The following is a 15,452-nucleotide window of genomic DNA, read 5'->3' on the forward strand; positions in this document are numbered from 1 at the left end:
CCTCCGCGGGCGCCTTGACGAGGAGGTGGAAGACGGCGGAGGAGTCGTACTGCTGGGCCTCGGTGCGGTAGCCGGTGGCCTCGACGAAGGCGGCGAACATCTGGTTCGTCACCGTTGTGGCGTCGATTCGGAAGCCGCCGAGTTCCACCTCGTGGACCGGGGTCTCCCCGTCCGTGGCGTACCCCTCCCCGAACGCGTCCCCCATCTGGAAGACCCCCGCGGGAACCGCGCCGTCATCGTGATGCACCCCGTGGGGCGCGGCATCCGTCGTCGGCATCGCCTGCAATATCACCGGTAGCTGCTGCGCCGCCCGTGGCGCGGCGCAGCAGCGGGGACCATATTCCATGACTTCTCTGGTTTCTTCTGAAGAGGCGCGCGACCCAACGGAGCCTGGCTTGTGCAGTCAGAGCCGGCTCCTGCCCTCCGCAGGGGCTGCACGGGCGACAGGCGGTCGCCCGTGCAGCTGAGACTGCTGCCTGATTGCCTACTCGGCGGGCAGGCCCTTGCCGCGCCTGCGGTAGAGCTCTAGGACCTTCTCGCGGGGGATGACGTCGCAGCGCGCGGCCCATTCCTCGTAGGCGGCTTTCATGCTGTGGACGAGTTCGGGGTGTTCGGCGGCGAGGTCCTGGAGTTCGGTGCGGTCCAAGATCATGTCGTAGAGCTCCCATTCCTGGGCGTGCTTGCGCACGAGCTTCCACTTGCCCTTCCGCACGCCGGAGTTGCCTTCGTGCTCCCAGAAGAGCAGGCGCTCGTCGTCGACGGCGTCGTCGCGGAGGGTGTCGAGCATGCTCGTGCCCTCGAGCGGGCGGACGGGGTGCCCGGCGCGCGTCTCGGGGTACTCGGCGCCAGTGATGTCCAGGACGGTGGCCATCACGTCCGTGAGCTGGTGGGGCTGGGAGCGGATGGCGCCCTTCGCCTCGATGCCTTCAGGCCAGTGGACGATGAAGGGAGTCGAGGTGCCGCCCTCGTGGATCCAGTGCTTGTATTCCCGGAAGGGGGTGTTGGAGAGGTTGGCCCAGGGCCGTCCGTAGGTGGCGTAGGTCGTCTCCGGGCCCGGAACCAGGGAGGGATCGTTGCCCGGCACGACCGGGCGGCCGTCGCGGGTCGTGGGCGAGAAGGCGACGTAGGTCGAGACGAAGTTCTCCGCCTCTGCCAAGGGCATCTCCTCGGCGCAGCCGCCGTTGTCGGAGAGGAAGATGAAGAGCGTGTTCTCGAACATGCCGTTTTCCTTCAAGGAGGCCACGACGCGCCCGATCCCCTGGTCCATGCGGTCGACTTGGGCGGCGTAGACCGCCATTCGAGCTGCCTCCCAGTCCTTCTCCTGCACGTCCTCCCAGGCGGGGACGCGAGGGTCGCGGTCGGTGAGGGGCCAGGCGGGGTCGATGATGCCGGCCTTGATCAGGCGTTCCAGCCGCTGGGTTCGCAGCTCGTCCCAGCCTTCGCTGAACCGCCCCGCGTACTTGCGGATGTCCTCCTCGAGCGCGTGCAGCGGCCAGTGGGGGGCGGTGTATGCCACATAGAGGAAGAGGGGGGCCTGTGGGGTCTCAGCGACGTGCTGCTCGACAAATGCCACGGCGTTGTCGCTTATGGCATCCGTGTAGTAGAACTCGGGGTCGAAAGCCTCGTGTTCGACGTTCGTCTCGTTGCGGGTCAGCGTGCGGGGCTCGAAGTAGCTTCCCGCGCCTTCGAGAGTGCCGTAGAAGTGCTGGAAGCCGCGGCGGGTGGGCCAGCTGTCGGTGACCGTGTGCAGATCGCTGGCCATGTGCCACTTGCCGGAGAGGCAGGTGCGGTACCCGGCGCCGGAGAGCACTTCGGCGATCGTGACGCAGGACTCGTTCAGGGTGCCGGAGTAGCCGTCAGGGGAGTCATCGTAGTTCAGGATCCCGATACCGGTCTGGTGGGGGTGCAGGCCGGTCATGAGGGACGCTCGGGAGGGGCTGCACCTGGCGGTGTTGTAGAACTGGGTCAGCCGGGTCCCGGATGCGGCCAAAGAGTCCAGGTTCGGGGTCTCGATCTCGCCGCCGTAGCATCCGATGTCGGAGAAGCCCATGTCGTCGGCGAGGACGAGGACGATGTTGGGTCGTGTCGTTGGGGTGTTCATTGTCACTTTCCTGGGTGAGGGGTGGCGGCGGTCTTCTCTTCGGCCTCGTGGATCAGCTCGCGGTCGATGTCAACGTGGGCGGTTTCCTTGGAGAGCTTCAGGGAGACCAGTGCGATGACGCCGGCGGCGATGACGTACAGCGCGACGGGGACCGTGGATTTGAACTCGGAGACCAGCCAGACGCAGAGCGCAGGCGCGATCGCGCCAGAGATCAGGACGCCGAACTGGTAGACGATCGACATGCCGCTGTAGCGGACGTTGGCCGGGAAGAGCTCGGCGAAGAAGGCGGCTTCGGGGCCGAACATGGTGCAGGCCCCGAGCGCCCAGCCGATGACGAGGGCGACCCAGATCAGGCCGGGGATCTTCGAATCGACCATCGCGAAGACGGGGAAGGCCGTCAGGACGGCGACGGCGGCGCCGATGGCGAACACGGGGCGGCGGCCGAAGCGGTCCGAGAGGCCGCCGGCGAGCGGGATGACGACGAAGCCGACGACGGAGGCGATGAGGAGACCGTTCAGGGCGACGCTGCCGGGCAGCTTCAGCACCAGAGTGGTGTAGGTGAGGATGAAGGCGTTGTAGACGTTGAAGGTGATGCTCTCGCTGAATCGGGCGCCGGTTCCGAGGAGGATCTGCTTGGGGTATTTGCGGATGACTTCCAGTGCCGGGACCTTCACGCGCTCGTCGGCCTCGAGGAGGGCCTTGAAGGCCGGCGGCTCGGTGACCCGGAGCCGGACGAAGAGCCCGACCAGGACCAGGACCGCGCTGGCGATGAACGGAAGCCTCCAGGCCCAGTCGACCAGGGTGCTCTGCCCGCCCAAGCTCGCCAGGTTCACCGCGACAGTGGAGACCAGGAGGCCGAGCGGCACCCCCGTCTGCGGCCAGCTGCTGAACAAGCCGCGTCGGCCATTGGGGGCGTGCTCGAAGGTCAGGATCGCCGCGCCGCCCCACTCCCCGCCGAGACCGATGCCCTGCAGCATTCGGAGCAGGAGCAGCAGGATCGGCGCGGCGACGCCCAGCTGCCCGTAGGTTGGCAGGACGCCCATGAGGAAGGTGGAGCCTCCCATGATGAGCATGGTGATCACGAGGATCTTCTTCCGGCCCAGCCGGTCGCCGTAGTGGCCGAAGATCAGTCCCCCCAGCGGCCGGGTGACGAAGCCTGCGGCGAACGTCGCGAACGCTACAAGGCTGCCGATCAGGGGGTCGAACTGGGGGAAGAACTCCTTGTTGAACACAAGCGCGGCCATGGTGGCGTAGAGGAAGAAGTCGTACCACTCGATGACCGACCCCATGACGCTCGCGAGGATCACGCTCCGGGGCTTCGAGGGGTGTGGGGTGTCGTCGGCATAAGAGCGCATCGTTGGACTCCTGATCTTTGTAGAAACTGAGAGGTTCCGTCGTCCCGCCGAATGGGACAGTGTCCCATTTGCTGCTTATTCGAGAGTGAGCCGAACCACACTCTTTTGTCAAGAAGGTCGGGTCAGAGGGGTACGGAGGCCCAGGCGGAGTCGACGCCAAGCATGCGGCTGATGTCACGCGAGGCGCCGAAAAGCTCGGGCAGGATGACATCCATCCGCTCGTTCGTCAGGCGCCCGCTCGGCCCCGAGACGGAGAGCGCGGCAATCGTGGAGCCAGCGCTGTCTCGGACGGGGACGGCGAGGGAGCTGATGTTGTCCAGAGTCTCGTTGTAGGCTCGGGCGCTGTTCGTCCGGCGGGCCTCTTCCACCCGGGCCAGGACTGTGTCCGGGTCAATGGGGGAGTGGACGCCGTTCGTGGTGACATGGGCCGCGGCGAGCACCCTGTTCGCCTCCTCCGAGGAGAGGTCCATCATCAGGATGCGCCCCGGGGCGCCGGACCAGAGCGGGTAGAGCCGTCCGAGCTCGGATGCGAAACGCAGCTCCGACTCGCTCTGGACCTCCTCAATGAACATCCGGCCGTCCCCAACGCGTACCGACAGGCCTGCAGTCTCCCCCGTCCGGTCGCGGAGCGAGGTCAGGACCGGCAGCGCGACCTGCCCGATGTCGAGGCCGCGCTTGTACGCCATGCCCAACATCAGCGTCCGCGGCCCGAGCCGGTAGCTCAGATGCCGGCGGTCCTGGACCACCATCTGGGTCTCCTCCAGGGTCTGCAGGAGCCGCTGGACCGTGCTCTTCGGGATGCCCGTCTGGGCGGCCAGGATCCGCGCACTGCTCCCCTCGGGGGCGAACCTGAGGGCATCCAGGATCTCTATGGCCTTCCTCGCAGAATCACTCACGGTGCACCCTTCCGCCCCGCCCGCCCTCCGGCCGACGGCCCTCTCTGCCTAACGACAATCCCTGCCGGCGGCTGCCATTGACGTGGCTATTCGACATTGACGTGGCTATTCGACCATCCCAATCTGAATGTACCACTCGGATGGGACACTGTCCTGCACAATGGGACAAGGTTGCGACCTTGCATAGCGATTGGAGGAGTATTAGAGGGCGACTAGTGGTGGGCTCTCAACAGGCAGGATTCTGAACAATGAGAGTGGGACTGCGGCTAGAGGGAACCAGCTGCCGTACCGTTGTTCTGGATGGGCGGACTATAGTTTCCCCCGCCCGGGAGGTGCACGCCAGCAGCTTGCCGGAAGCACTGGAATCGGCCCTGTCGGCACTCCGTCGGGAATTCGGGTCCGGCATCACGGAGATCACCGCGGACGTCGGGCGGGTTCTGGCGGAGCGGAAGCTGGCCAGCGTCGTCGCCATCCGTATTTCGCCGCGTCCCCCCGCGGACGCTTTCCACGACACGGTGCTGCCACCCCTTGTTGAGCCGGCAGTGACCCGGACCGTGCACGTCGCCGGGGGCCACGACTTGCGGGGACGGCCCCTCGCCCCCTTGAACCTTCAGTCGTTCCTTGCTGATCTCCCCGGCATCCTCGCCGGCAGCGCACGGAACGTGGCGATCACTTCCGTCGGTTCGACGGCGTCAAAGGAGCACGAAACGCGCATAGCCGATGCCATCCTCAGCAATGACAAAGATGTGCGAATAAGTATTTCCAGCGACTTCTATTCCAGCGTCTTCCGGGACCGTGACTATACCGCCATCCTCAACAGTGCCTTGATGGAGACGGGGGAAGAGTTGGCTGCCGTGCTCGAGGAGGCGGGCCGACGACAATTCCCAGCCAGCCTCTTGTCGTTTGGAAAGAACGACGGCGGTCGAGCGCCCCTGTCGCGGTTGGCAATGGCTCCCGTCCACGGGTTGCACGCCGAACCCGCGATGGCGATCCTCGGCGCGGCCACACTGGCGGGAATACCCGAGGGGGAAGTCATTCTCTGCACGGACGGCGGAGTGACCGTGGCCCACACCCGCGGAGGCCTGCCTGCCGCCAGAAGCGTCATCCGCCAGGGCTTCGCGGCGAGCCTTGCCAGCAACGCTGCCATTCTTGAGCCGTACACCGTCCATCATCCAGTTCGCGGGGACTTCCCCTCCGTGGTCGCCGACCTCCGCGAACGGCAGGACGAGGCACTGCCCTTCGAGCTGGTGCCCACTCTGCCGTCGTCGCACGATGCCGCGCTGGTGGGCTCGGCCGCGGCGCCGCTCACGGCGTGGATCGACAGGCTCGAGACCGTCAGTGGCCGGGCTGACCTACAACGCGTTCAGAACCGTGCTGAAGAGGACGCCCACTCGGCGGCGGTCCAGTTGGGTGCTAGCCCAGGGCAAACCCATATCGTCGAGTCGAACGTCTATGCCATGCCCTACGGCAACCCGGGAATCGTTCGAATCCGGGTCCAAGCCGCGGGAGAAACCCACGCCAACGAGGAACACATGCTGCCCACCGCCGTCCTGCGAAGCACCTCATGAGCACCCTCATCACCGCGGAAGACGTCCGGCACCTCCGCACCGGGGCCCACTTCCTGACCTGCACAATCGACCCGACGGCTATCTATATCTACGCAGAAATGATCCAGCGGGCGATGGAGGGCCGCCCCTTGGAACTCATCACCGTTGACGAGCTTGCTGCCGAAGATCTGGTAGTGGCGGTCGGAATGGTAACGCAGGGCCTTTTCATCGCCGACATGCCTCCCGTAGGTGATGAGTTCCTCGGTTGCATCCGTGCCATCGAGGCCAGTCTCGGACGCTCAGTGCGGGCAATCTATTCGCTTGCCGCCGCCAACATCAACGGAATCGTTCCCCTCATGGTGGGATTGCAGTCCTCGCTGCCCGTCATCGATTCCGATCCTATGGGCCGCGTCTTCCCCTTGATCAGCCAAACCACGCTGAATATTGGAAACGTGGCGATCGGCCCTATTGCGCTCATGGGAGTAACCGGGGAACGGGCGGTGGTCGAGGTCGAAAGCCCGCAGCGGGCCGAAACGCTAGTGCGCGCCCTCGTGACCGAACTGGGCGGCTGGGCAGCCACGGCCATGTACCCCTGTTCCGCGCGACAGCTGAAGGAGCACGGCGTCCACGGCTCCATCAGTCGGATGATCCGGATCGGGCAAATCCTCGATGCGAACACCACGGTTGAGAGAAAGCTGTTGATGCTCACCGAGCTCCTCGGCACCACGCGCATCGCGCGGGCCCGCGTGAGCCACATCGAAAGCCTCTCCCGGCCCACCGATCTCGGCCTGCCGGCGCAGCCGTCCAGCATCATGCTCGAAGATGAAAGCACCGGACGCATCATCCACCTTGAAATCCAGAATGAGATCCTGCTGGTCCTCGTGGACGGTGCGGTAACGGCAGCCGTTCCGGACATGGTGACCCTGCTCAATTCCGAGCAGGGCACGGTGGTCAACATCGACGACATCCAGGTGGGCGACGTCGTGGACATCATGAAGATTGAGGCAGCGGCACAGTGGTACACAGCGGCGGGCCTTGATCTCACAGAGCCCAGGGCCTTCGGCATCCCGATAGGCCACCCAAGGCGGCGACATGCGTAGATCGAAAAATGAAACCCGGCTCGATCTTGCAGGGCTGTTGGCGCACGGTTCTCTCCGTGGCACCACGCCTCTCTACCTCACTCCATCCGGCGGGTTGGTAGAAAGCGTTGTCCTCGTCTCCCAGCTTGAGGAAATCCGACAGGTGCGTCCCAACACTGTCGTTGTCCTCTCGGCGGAGATGGGATCCGGGGGCTGGCTGGTGTCCGCGGCACTGCGCCACGCGTGGGAGCGGCGGGCCAGCGCCGTCGTCGTGGCCGGCAGCACCTATGCAAGCGCGGCGGTCGGACTGGCGCAGCGATTGGGCGTCACTCTTCTGGCCGCAGACGGAGACCCGGCAGCACTTGCCTTGGCACTGGCGGCCGAGATCGGAGCCTCCCTGTCGGTGGTCGATGCTGAACTGGCCCGGGTAGCCCGTGCAGTCGCAGGGGACACCACCCTTGGTGACGTCCTCAAGACTATTTCCAGGGAATTGGACGGGATCGGAGTTCTGCTGGGCTACGACGGGGTGGTCCTGGCCTCCGCGGGCATACCTCCACGGGAGACTGACGAAGTCATCACGGTGGAAGTCGGCGATCCCAATAGCGCGGTCAGCTTCACGCTCACGGCAAGCGTGCCCGCCTCTGGGGTCCACAACCTCCGGCTGGTGCGCTCAGTACTTGAGATCGCCACGCCCGCGGTGAAGGCTGCGTGGTTGTTGGAAGACCAACTCAGCAGCGCCCGTGCCACTCCCACGGCGGCGATCGCGGCATTGGATCAGGACTCTGATGCGTCCGGCGCGGAGTTCGAGGAAAAGCACCGCCATCTGCTGAACCAGCTTGGCTGGCGCGAGGGGGAACACTACGTTGCAGTGTGGTTCCGCAGTGGACGGGCGCAAGACCATCGCCCCGAACTGACGGCCGTGCTGCGCCTTCTCTGGCGCAAGGTCACAGCACGCAGCCCGTTGGCCGAGGTTCAAGGCGGTTGGCTCGCGCTCGTGCCGGCCGAGGATCATGACGCGTCGACCCAGCTCGAAACCCGGATCAGGGCACGTCTGGGAGCGGCTCTTGCCGAGCTTGGCCTGGTGGTGGGACTGTCCAGGTGGCAGGAAGATGGTCCGGCACTGGCGTTGATCGTGCGTGAGGGTCGGCTCGCTGCCGAATCGTCCCGGTCAATGGGGCCGGGCACGGTTCTTGGCCTTGCCAACCTCGGGGTGGTCGCGGCTACCAGCTTCGTCGACATGGATGCCGTCGCGCTCGTGGCCGAGCTGACACTGCCGCGACTCATGGCCTCTCCTGATCGCGACGTCGTCATCAAGGCCGTGGCCGTCTTCCTGGATCACGGCAGCTCAGTGAGCCTCGCCGCGAAATCCCTCAACTTGCACCGAAACACGCTGCAGGCCCGGCTCAACCGGGCCCGGGAACTCGGGGTCCCGCTTGATATTCCGGCCGAGATGCTGTCCGTCCACATCATCGCCAAAGTGCTGCAGCGCTTCGCGCAAGACTAGGCGAAACGCCAAGACCGGTCCCCGGATCCCGTACCCGTCGCACTGTTCGACGGGCACGGGATCCGGGGACCGGAGGGCAAATCTATTTCGACAACACCGACCCTATTTCGACAACACCGACCTTATTTCGACAACACCGACGCCGAAGTCATTGAGACCATGTGCTTCGGCTCGAGAGCCGGGAAGAACCGCGCGCGCTCTTGGGCCGTGGGCCCGTCGTAGCCCAGACGCTTGCTGTGCGTCCAACCGAACCGACGGACCGAGTCGACGAGCTGCTCGGCGTGCTTGAGCGGGGCCACAGTGGCGTCGATGACGGGTACGCCAATTTCGTCCTGAACTGTTCGGAAGAATCCGAATTCGGCCGTGCAGCCCAGGATGACGACGTCTGCCCCGTCTTCCTCGACCGCCTTTCGGGCTTCGCTCATGATCCGCTTTTCCGTGAGCGCCGGGTCCTCCTGGAAGTCGTCTACACCCATCTCGAGCACGCGCCATGACGCAAGACGATCTGACGCGCCGCAGCGGTGGACGTTCTCGGCCATCTCGGGAATCCATTTGCTCCGTCCCACGAGGATGGAGAACCGCTCCCCAAGGCTGCCGGCGATGCTCAGCGCTGAGTGCGCGGGTCCCACAACCACCATGCGATCGGTGATTTCCCGCGCCGCCCGCAGCGCTGGGTCGTAAAAACAACCGATGACGGCGGCGTCATAGCCTTCTTCCTCCGCCCACCGCACGGTGCGCAACACCTGCGGGAGCGTGAGCGCTTCGAAGGCGTTGTATTCGATGTGGGAAGGGCCCTCTCCGTCGAGGGAGACCACATCGACTTCAGTACCGGGACGGACTATCTGGCGGAAGGAATCCGCCATCGGGCTGTTGTAAAGATCTGTGAAGAGCGGGTTGATCCACAGGATTCGGGCATTTTCCGAGAGGACTTCGAGGTTGTTTGGGCTGATCATTCCAATTCACTTCCTTCAGTTTCGGGCAAGAACAGGCCGAGGATGACCGTGGCAAACAAGAACATGTTGATGAAAAGGATCGTCGAGGTGGTTCCGGTGGCGGAGGCCAGGAGGAACCCGACAAGACTCGGCGCGACCGTGTTTGCGACTCGCTGACCGAAAATCCCTGACCCGTAGCCAGAGCCACGAAGGGCCGAGGGGTAGAGCTCGCCCATCCACGTGTCCCAGACGCCCCAGGCTCCCAGGGCGAAGAAGGCCAGAGAGAACATGCCGATGTACATCTCGGTCTCAGTCGAGGCTGTCGCGAAGAAGAATCCGCCGCCTGCCGCAGCGAGGACGTAGATCGTGAAGATCCACTTGCGGCCGAATCGTCCAGTGAGGTACGAGGCCGACATGTATCCGGGGATCATGAGCACCGTGCTCAGAGCGATGAAGGAAAGGCTTGATGAGGCGCTCAGTCCTCGGCCTTCAAGCAACGTGGGCATCCACGTTTGAAGTCCCCAGTAGCCCCAAGAGAAGGTGAAGTTGATGAGGACCTGAATGACCGTGATCCGGCCCATCCTCCCCTTGAAGAGGCTCCAGATGGGCTGCTTCTTGCCCTGCGAGACCGTCAAGACGGTGCTACGGGGAATGCCGCGTGCCCCCAGATGGTCGAGGACATCGTGTGCGTCTTCGTTGCGGCCGCGCCTCGCGAGCCAGTATGGGGATTCCGGAACGACCTTGTACAGGACGATGCCCCAGAGACTGGCAAGCGCGCTGACAGCAATGACCCAGCGCCAGCCCTGCCCTCCGATCAGGGCAGCGGTGCCGAGGGCGGCCAAGGTGCCAATCGGCCAGCCAGCAGCAAGATAGACGGTGGCCCTTCCACGGACCTTGACCGGGAGCAGCTCTTCAAAATACGGGAAAGTCACGGTGAAGACGCCGGAGAACAAGAGCCCGGAGAGGAAGCGAGCCACCGAGAGGATCTCAAAGTCCGGCGCGAAGCAGCTCAGGAGCGTAAAGACGCCGTAACCGGCAAAGCTCCACGCACACGTGGCCTTCCTGCCGATCCGGTCAGAGATGGGTCCCCAAATGAGTGACCCGGGGATCATGCCCAGGAAGAGCGCCGAAATGGCGATTCCTACCTCCGTCATGCCGACCTGAAGGCTCGTCCCCAGATCGCTGGCAACATAGGTGAGCATGAGCATTTCCCACGCTTCGATTGCGAAAGCGAAGAAGAGGACCGCGCAGATTTTGATGTGAACGGACCCGAAAGGCATGTCGCGGAACGCGTGCCCCACGGCCATGGAGCGAGGTGGACTCGCCGTCCCGGGCCCTGGCCCTGAAATGAGTGGGTCGATATTGGACATGTCATGACCTCCGATATGGTGGACGGGATAAGACGTACGGCAGCGTTCCTGTGCACGGAGAACCGTCCGGTTATCAAGGAATGCACAGTGCACCTTGGACAGCTCATCCAGGCCTCTACTCGGAGCAGCATGTCCGAGCCTGCTGCCGAGTGATTGGGCTCACACTACAAATCGACGTCGCGCAGACTGTGTTCAGTCTGCACTTTTTTGCTGTCTCGGTTTAGGCACTCAGCACTGCTGTCCGAAACCTCAACCCCTCGCAGCTTCGCCGACGACAGACTGAGGTCCGAGGCCCCCTATGCACTCTGCCACTTCAGTGTCAGCGGAACAGTGCACTATGCCCGCCATCTTGGTCTGGCCGCTACGTAGCGTGTTCCCACACACAAAGTGCCATTCCACAAACATGAGGAGATACAGATGCCCAATTACAGGGTGTCGATGGATATCGGCGGAACCTTCACGGACATTGTGGCGTACGACCAGGCCGCCGGAACCTACACGGCAACGAAAGCGTCGACCACGCCAGGGAACCTGAGTGCCGGTGTGATCGCAGGCCTCGAATCGATAGTCGATGACCTTTCGGACATCGACTTCCTGGTTCACGGCACGACCCAGGGTCTGAACGCGTTCCTCGAACGCCGCGGAGTTCCTGTGCTGCTGCTGGCTACGGCCGGCATCGAGGACACCTATCACATCGCCCGTGGCCCGCGTCTCGAGCTCTACAACGCCCAGTACCGCAAGCCCGCCCCGCTGGTGGAGCGCAAGGATGTGGTCGGCGTCGGTGGCAGGCTGGACAGTCAAGGTCAAGAACTCGTGCCGCTGGACGAAATGGCCGTCCGCCAAGCAGCGCGCCGGGCAGTGGACGAGGGCTACGGCGCTGTCGCCGTTGCGTTCCTGTTCAGCTACAAGAACCCCTCGCACGAACTCAGGGCCCGGCAGATCCTGATCGAGGAGCTCGGGGAAGAGTTCACGGTCTCCCTTTCGCACGAAGCAGCCAAGGAATGGCGCGAATACGAGCGCACTTCCTCCGCCGTCGTCGAGGCCTACACGGGTCCGGTCGTACGGAACTACCTCCTGGACTTGGAAGAGAAGCTGACTGACCGGGGAGTGGAAGCCCCACTGCACATCATGCAGTCCTCCGGCGGCGTCCTCACCGCCGAGTCCGCTCGCAAGCGACCGCTGCAGACACTGCTTTCCGGTCCGGTCGGAGGCGCAATGGGCGACGTTGAACTGGCCGGTGTCACGGGAAATCGCAACCTCATCGGTGTGGACATGGGCGGCACATCCTTTGACGTTTCCCTGGTGGTCGACGGCAAACCGGACGTCTCCACGGAAGCCCACCTAGAAGGCCTGCCGATGCTCATGAGCGTGGTCAACATCCACACCGTGGGCGCCGGTGGCGGCTCCGTCGCTTGGCTCGAAGCCGGCGGGCTGCGGGTGGGACCCCGTTCTGCAGGAGCCAACCCCGGACCGGCCTGCTACGGCCGCGGCGGGACGGAACCGACCGTCACCGATGCCAACCTGGTGCTTGGCCGTGTGGACCCCGACTGGTTCGCCGGCGGACAGGTCGCCTTGGACCGTGAGGCAGCCATAACAGCGCTGAAGACAGTAGGTGACCAACTCGGGTTGGACCCCATCGCCATGGCGGAAGGCATCTGCGATGTAGCCAACTCCCAGATGGCTCAGGCCATTCGGACCATCACGATCTCCCGTGGCATCGAGCCCCGGGACTTCTCCCTCGTCGCCTTCGGCGGAGCCGGACCCATGCACGCAGTCTTCCTCGCGAAGGAACTCGGCATCCCGGAAACAGTCGTTCCCCGCTTCCCCGGAGCCTTCTCCGCTTGGGGAATGCTGCAAACCAACATCCGCAAGGACTTCTCCGAACCCTACTTCTACCTCGACGAAGACATCGACGTGGCGGACATGGCCGCCATCCTGCGCTCCATGGAAGTCGAAGGGTTGTCGTCACTGGTCTCCGAGGGCGTCCCGGAGGGAAGCCGCGCAACGAAGGCGTCCGTGGATGTCCGCTATCAGTCCCAGGAGTTCTCGCTGAACGTTCCGCTGACGTCCGCGGACGAGCCCGAGTCTCCCGATTTCGTCGCCAACCTCGCACGCCGCTTCTCCGCCATGTACCACGAGCGCTACGGCCACTCCAACCTCGGTGCCCCCATCGAAATCGTCACGCTGCGCACACAGGCTGTCGGTGACCTGGGACGGCTGGAAGCTCCCAGCTACGTCACAGCCCAAGGCCCGGAGTTCAAGCACGAAATCCGCCAGGTGGTCTTTGACCACGTCGAGCACAACACCACCGTCGTCCGCCGCGACGACCTCGGCGCCGGCCACACATTCGACGGTCCCGCCATCATCGTGGAACAGACCGCCACCACCGTGGTTCCCCCCGGGTTCAACGTCGAGGTCGACGAGTTCGGCTCCCTGATCATCCGCTCTGAAGAGGTCGAAGGAAACTGAGGCACCGAAAATGACAATTGCAGCAGTCAAAACCCTGGATCCGGTCACCGTCGAAATCATTCGCAACGCGCTCACCAGCGCCGCGGATGACATGAACGCCACCCTGATCCGTTCCGCCTACTCGCCCATCCTCTACGAGGGCGGCGACTGTGTCGTGGCCCTACTGGACACCGAACACCGCGTGCTCGGACAGTCCGCCGGCCTGCCGCTGTTCCTCGGCAACCTCGAAACGTGTTCGATCGCCGTAGAGGAGATGTACGGCCGCACGGTCTGGCAGGAGGGGGACATCTGGATCCTCAACGATTCCTATCTGGGTGGCACTCACCTGAACGATGTGACCCTTTTCGCTCCAATCTTCGACGACGGCGCGGTGGTTGGATTCGCGGCCACCCGTGCGCACTGGATGGACATGGGATCCAAGGACGTCGGCGGCTCGATGGACTCGACGGACATCTTCCAGGAAGGCTTCAGGATGGGGCCGGTCAAGCTGGTCGAAGCCGGAATCGAGACTTCTGTCGTGGATCTGATCCGGACTAACGTGCGCTTCCCTTACCAGACCATCGGTGACATGCATGCGATGATCGCGGCCCTCCGGATGGGGACCACCCGCATGAAGGAGCTCGTGGACAGGTACGGGGTGGAGCAGCTGGATGCCGCCCGGGATGAGATCTTCCGCCAGACCGAGGAAATCGAGCGCGCGACCGTCCGCAACATTCCCGACGGCGTGTACGAGGCCGAGGGTTTCCTCGACAACGACGGCATCGATCTGGACACTCCCATTCCTATCAAGCTGCGGATCACCGTCGAGGATGACAGGATTGACTTCGACGTCACCGGGTCGGCGGACCAGACCCTGGGCCCGGTCAACTGTGGTGCGGCTCAGGCCGTCTCGGCACTGCGCGTGGGGTACAAGCTCCTCGTCAGCCCTGAGTCCAACTCCAACGGCGGTTCCTTCCGGCCAATGACCACCCAGGTGCGGTCCGGCTCGGTGCTGGGTGCCGTGACACCGGCCGCGTGCCAGTGGTACTTCTCCCACCTCGGTCTGCTGATCGACCTCGTCTCCAGGGCAATGGCCCCGGCCATGCCCGAACGCGTCGCCAGCGCCAGCCATGGTGACTCGATGATCATCACCACTGCAGGCTTCGACACCCGCTTCGGCCGGAACTTCGTCACGATGGAAGCCACGCTGGGCGGTTGGGGTGCCTGGCAGGGCACGGATGGTGAATCAGCCATGATCAACAACGTCAACGGCTCACTCAAGGATCTGCCCATCGAGATGCTGGAGACCCGCTACCCGTTCCGGATCAACGAGTACTCCATTCGCCCCAACTCCGGCGGACCGGGGCAGTACCGCGGCGGCAACGGCGTAGTGCGCGAATACGAATTCCTGGCAGACTGCGTGGTCGGGCTCTGGTTCGAACGGTCAAAGACCCCGGCCTGGGGGCTTTTCGGGGGATCGGACGCACAGGGCCCGGAAGTTGTGATCAACCCCGGACGCGCCGATGAGGTGCGCACCCTGAAGGCGAACGCCCGCAAGGTCAAGGCCGGCGACGTCGTCCGCCTCTCCGTGGGAGGGGGCGGCGGCTTCGGAGACGTCTCCAAGCGCTCCCGCGAGGCCATCACCTACGACATCGTCAACGGTTTCATCACCGAGGACTTCGCCAAGACCCACTACGGCTACTAGGCCTCCCCGGCGGATGAGTTCCTATCCAGGAAGAGAGGACTCCATGAGTTCCCCATTTGAATCCTTCGACGACGTGTACGCAGAGGCCCGGAAAGCAGTCGGCGTCACTCTCTTTACCGTCTCAGTCATTGCCGACGACGGCGCTAGCATGGCCCGCGTCTACACCACCCATCCCGATGCGTACCCCGTGGGCGGGAAGAAGACCCTAGCCGGGGACACGAACCGGGTGTGGCTGGAGCAGGTGCTCAGCGGACAGCAGCCGTTCCTGGGAGCGGACAGGGAAGCGGTCCGCTCATTCTTCTTCGATTCGGCGACGATCGAGGAATTGGGCTGCGGGGCGATTGTGAACGTCCCGGTCGTGAGCAGCGGCCAGACCATCGGTTCCATGAACTTCCTCGCCCCTGAGGGCAGCTATGACCAGAATTCGGTGGACGCAGCCGTTGATCTTGCACGGCGATCCGTCCAGCTGGTCGAAGAAGCCCTTGCCAACGCCAACTAGTTTCTTCGCGGGGCGG

At 64.2% G+C, this 15,452-nt stretch carries 12 protein-coding genes; 6 read left to right on the forward strand and 6 right to left on the reverse strand.

What is annotated here, in order from left to right; genetic code table 11:
- The 4 genes from E5679_RS16900 to E5679_RS16915 all read right to left on the reverse strand — a co-directional run.
- Positions 1 to 277: SUMF1/EgtB/PvdO family nonheme iron enzyme (locus E5679_RS16900; protein ID WP_249336202.1), on the reverse strand; the 277-nt coding region annotated here is incomplete at its 3' end.
- 207 nt (positions 278 to 484) lie between these two features.
- Complete coding sequence (locus tag E5679_RS16905) at positions 485 to 2,101, reverse strand: arylsulfatase (protein ID WP_138418031.1); 1,617 nt, start codon at positions 2,099 to 2,101, stop codon at positions 485 to 487.
- A gap of 2 nt (positions 2,102 to 2,103) precedes the next feature.
- Complete coding sequence (locus E5679_RS16910) at positions 2,104 to 3,456, reverse strand: MFS transporter (protein WP_138418033.1); 1,353 nt, start codon at positions 3,454 to 3,456, stop codon at positions 2,104 to 2,106.
- Between the two features lie 122 nt (positions 3,457 to 3,578).
- Positions 3,579 to 4,352 (reverse strand): IclR family transcriptional regulator, encoded by a 774-nt coding sequence (locus tag E5679_RS16915; protein WP_138418035.1) that lies wholly within the window; start codon positions 4,350 to 4,352, stop codon positions 3,579 to 3,581.
- A 662-nt stretch (positions 4,353 to 5,014) separates the two neighbouring features.
- Here E5679_RS16915 and E5679_RS16920 point away from each other — a divergent pair.
- The 3 genes from E5679_RS16920 (at position 5,015) to E5679_RS16930 (ending at position 8,482) form a co-directional block, all read left to right on the forward strand.
- Positions 5,015 to 5,920, forward strand: coding sequence for a hypothetical protein (locus E5679_RS16920; RefSeq protein WP_249336203.1), 906 nt, complete (start codon positions 5,015 to 5,017; stop codon positions 5,918 to 5,920).
- Positions 5,917 to 6,999 (forward strand): DUF917 domain-containing protein, encoded by a 1,083-nt coding sequence (locus E5679_RS16925; protein ID WP_138418038.1) that lies wholly within the window; start codon positions 5,917 to 5,919, stop codon positions 6,997 to 6,999. The genes E5679_RS16920 and E5679_RS16925 overlap by 4 nt, the downstream gene beginning before the upstream one ends.
- Before the next feature lie 199 nt (positions 7,000 to 7,198).
- Entirely contained in the window at positions 7,199 to 8,482 is a 1,284-nt protein-coding gene (locus tag E5679_RS16930) for a helix-turn-helix domain-containing protein (RefSeq protein ID WP_138418040.1), read from the forward strand.
- Between the two features lie 122 nt (positions 8,483 to 8,604).
- Here E5679_RS16930 and E5679_RS16935 read toward each other — a convergent pair whose 3' ends face one another.
- Positions 8,605 to 9,435 carry an aspartate/glutamate racemase family protein gene (locus E5679_RS16935; RefSeq protein WP_138418042.1) on the reverse strand — a complete coding sequence of 277 codons (831 nt, stop codon included), beginning with the start codon at positions 9,433 to 9,435 and terminating at the stop codon, positions 8,605 to 8,607.
- On the reverse strand, positions 9,432 to 10,721 hold the full coding sequence (locus tag E5679_RS16940) for an MFS transporter (RefSeq protein ID WP_338055919.1): 1,290 nt from the start codon (positions 10,719 to 10,721) through the stop codon (positions 9,432 to 9,434). Before E5679_RS16940 ends, E5679_RS16935 begins: the two co-directional genes overlap by 4 nt.
- A gap of 480 nt (positions 10,722 to 11,201) precedes the next feature.
- Between E5679_RS16940 and E5679_RS16945 the strand changes: the two genes are divergently transcribed.
- From E5679_RS16945 to E5679_RS16955, 3 genes are read left to right on the forward strand one after another with little or no spacing between them, the layout of a single operon-like run.
- Positions 11,202 to 13,253 (forward strand): hydantoinase/oxoprolinase family protein, encoded by a 2,052-nt coding sequence (locus E5679_RS16945; RefSeq protein ID WP_138418043.1) that lies wholly within the window; start codon positions 11,202 to 11,204, stop codon positions 13,251 to 13,253.
- A gap of 10 nt (positions 13,254 to 13,263) precedes the next feature.
- On the forward strand, positions 13,264 to 14,937 hold the full coding sequence (locus E5679_RS16950; RefSeq protein ID WP_138418045.1) for a hydantoinase B/oxoprolinase family protein: 1,674 nt from the start codon (positions 13,264 to 13,266) through the stop codon (positions 14,935 to 14,937).
- A 43-nt stretch (positions 14,938 to 14,980) separates the two neighbouring features.
- On the forward strand, positions 14,981 to 15,436 hold the full coding sequence (locus E5679_RS16955; RefSeq protein ID WP_138418047.1) for a GAF domain-containing protein: 456 nt from the start codon (positions 14,981 to 14,983) through the stop codon (positions 15,434 to 15,436).
- Positions 15,437 to 15,452: the final 16 nt, after the last annotated feature.

The sequence above is a fragment of the Sinomonas gamaensis genome, assembly GCF_005876955.1.
GTDB lineage: Bacteria > Actinomycetota > Actinomycetes > Actinomycetales > Micrococcaceae > Sinomonas > Sinomonas gamaensis.

What these genes read in the sequence shown, in the direction of transcription:
- E5679_RS16905 (WP_138418031.1), bottom strand. Translation starts at nt 2,101, where the DNA reads ATGAACACCCCAACGACACGACCCAACATCGTCCTCGTCCTCGCCGAC.
- E5679_RS16910 (WP_138418033.1), bottom strand. Translation starts at nt 3,456, where the DNA reads ATGCGCTCTTATGCCGACGACACCCCACACCCCTCGAAGCCCCGGAGC.
- E5679_RS16925 (WP_138418038.1), top strand. Translation starts at nt 5,917, where the DNA reads ATGAGCACCCTCATCACCGCGGAAGACGTCCGGCACCTCCGCACCGGG.
- E5679_RS16935 (WP_138418042.1), bottom strand. Translation starts at nt 9,435, where the DNA reads ATGATCAGCCCAAACAACCTCGAAGTCCTCTCGGAAAATGCCCGAATC.
- E5679_RS16940 (WP_338055919.1), bottom strand. Translation starts at nt 10,721, where the DNA reads ATGGCCGTGGGGCACGCGTTCCGCGACATGCCTTTCGGGTCCGTTCAC.
- E5679_RS16945 (WP_138418043.1), top strand. Translation starts at nt 11,202, where the DNA reads ATGCCCAATTACAGGGTGTCGATGGATATCGGCGGAACCTTCACGGAC.
- E5679_RS16950 (WP_138418045.1), top strand. Translation starts at nt 13,264, where the DNA reads ATGACAATTGCAGCAGTCAAAACCCTGGATCCGGTCACCGTCGAAATC.
- E5679_RS16955 (WP_138418047.1), top strand. Translation starts at nt 14,981, where the DNA reads ATGAGTTCCCCATTTGAATCCTTCGACGACGTGTACGCAGAGGCCCGG.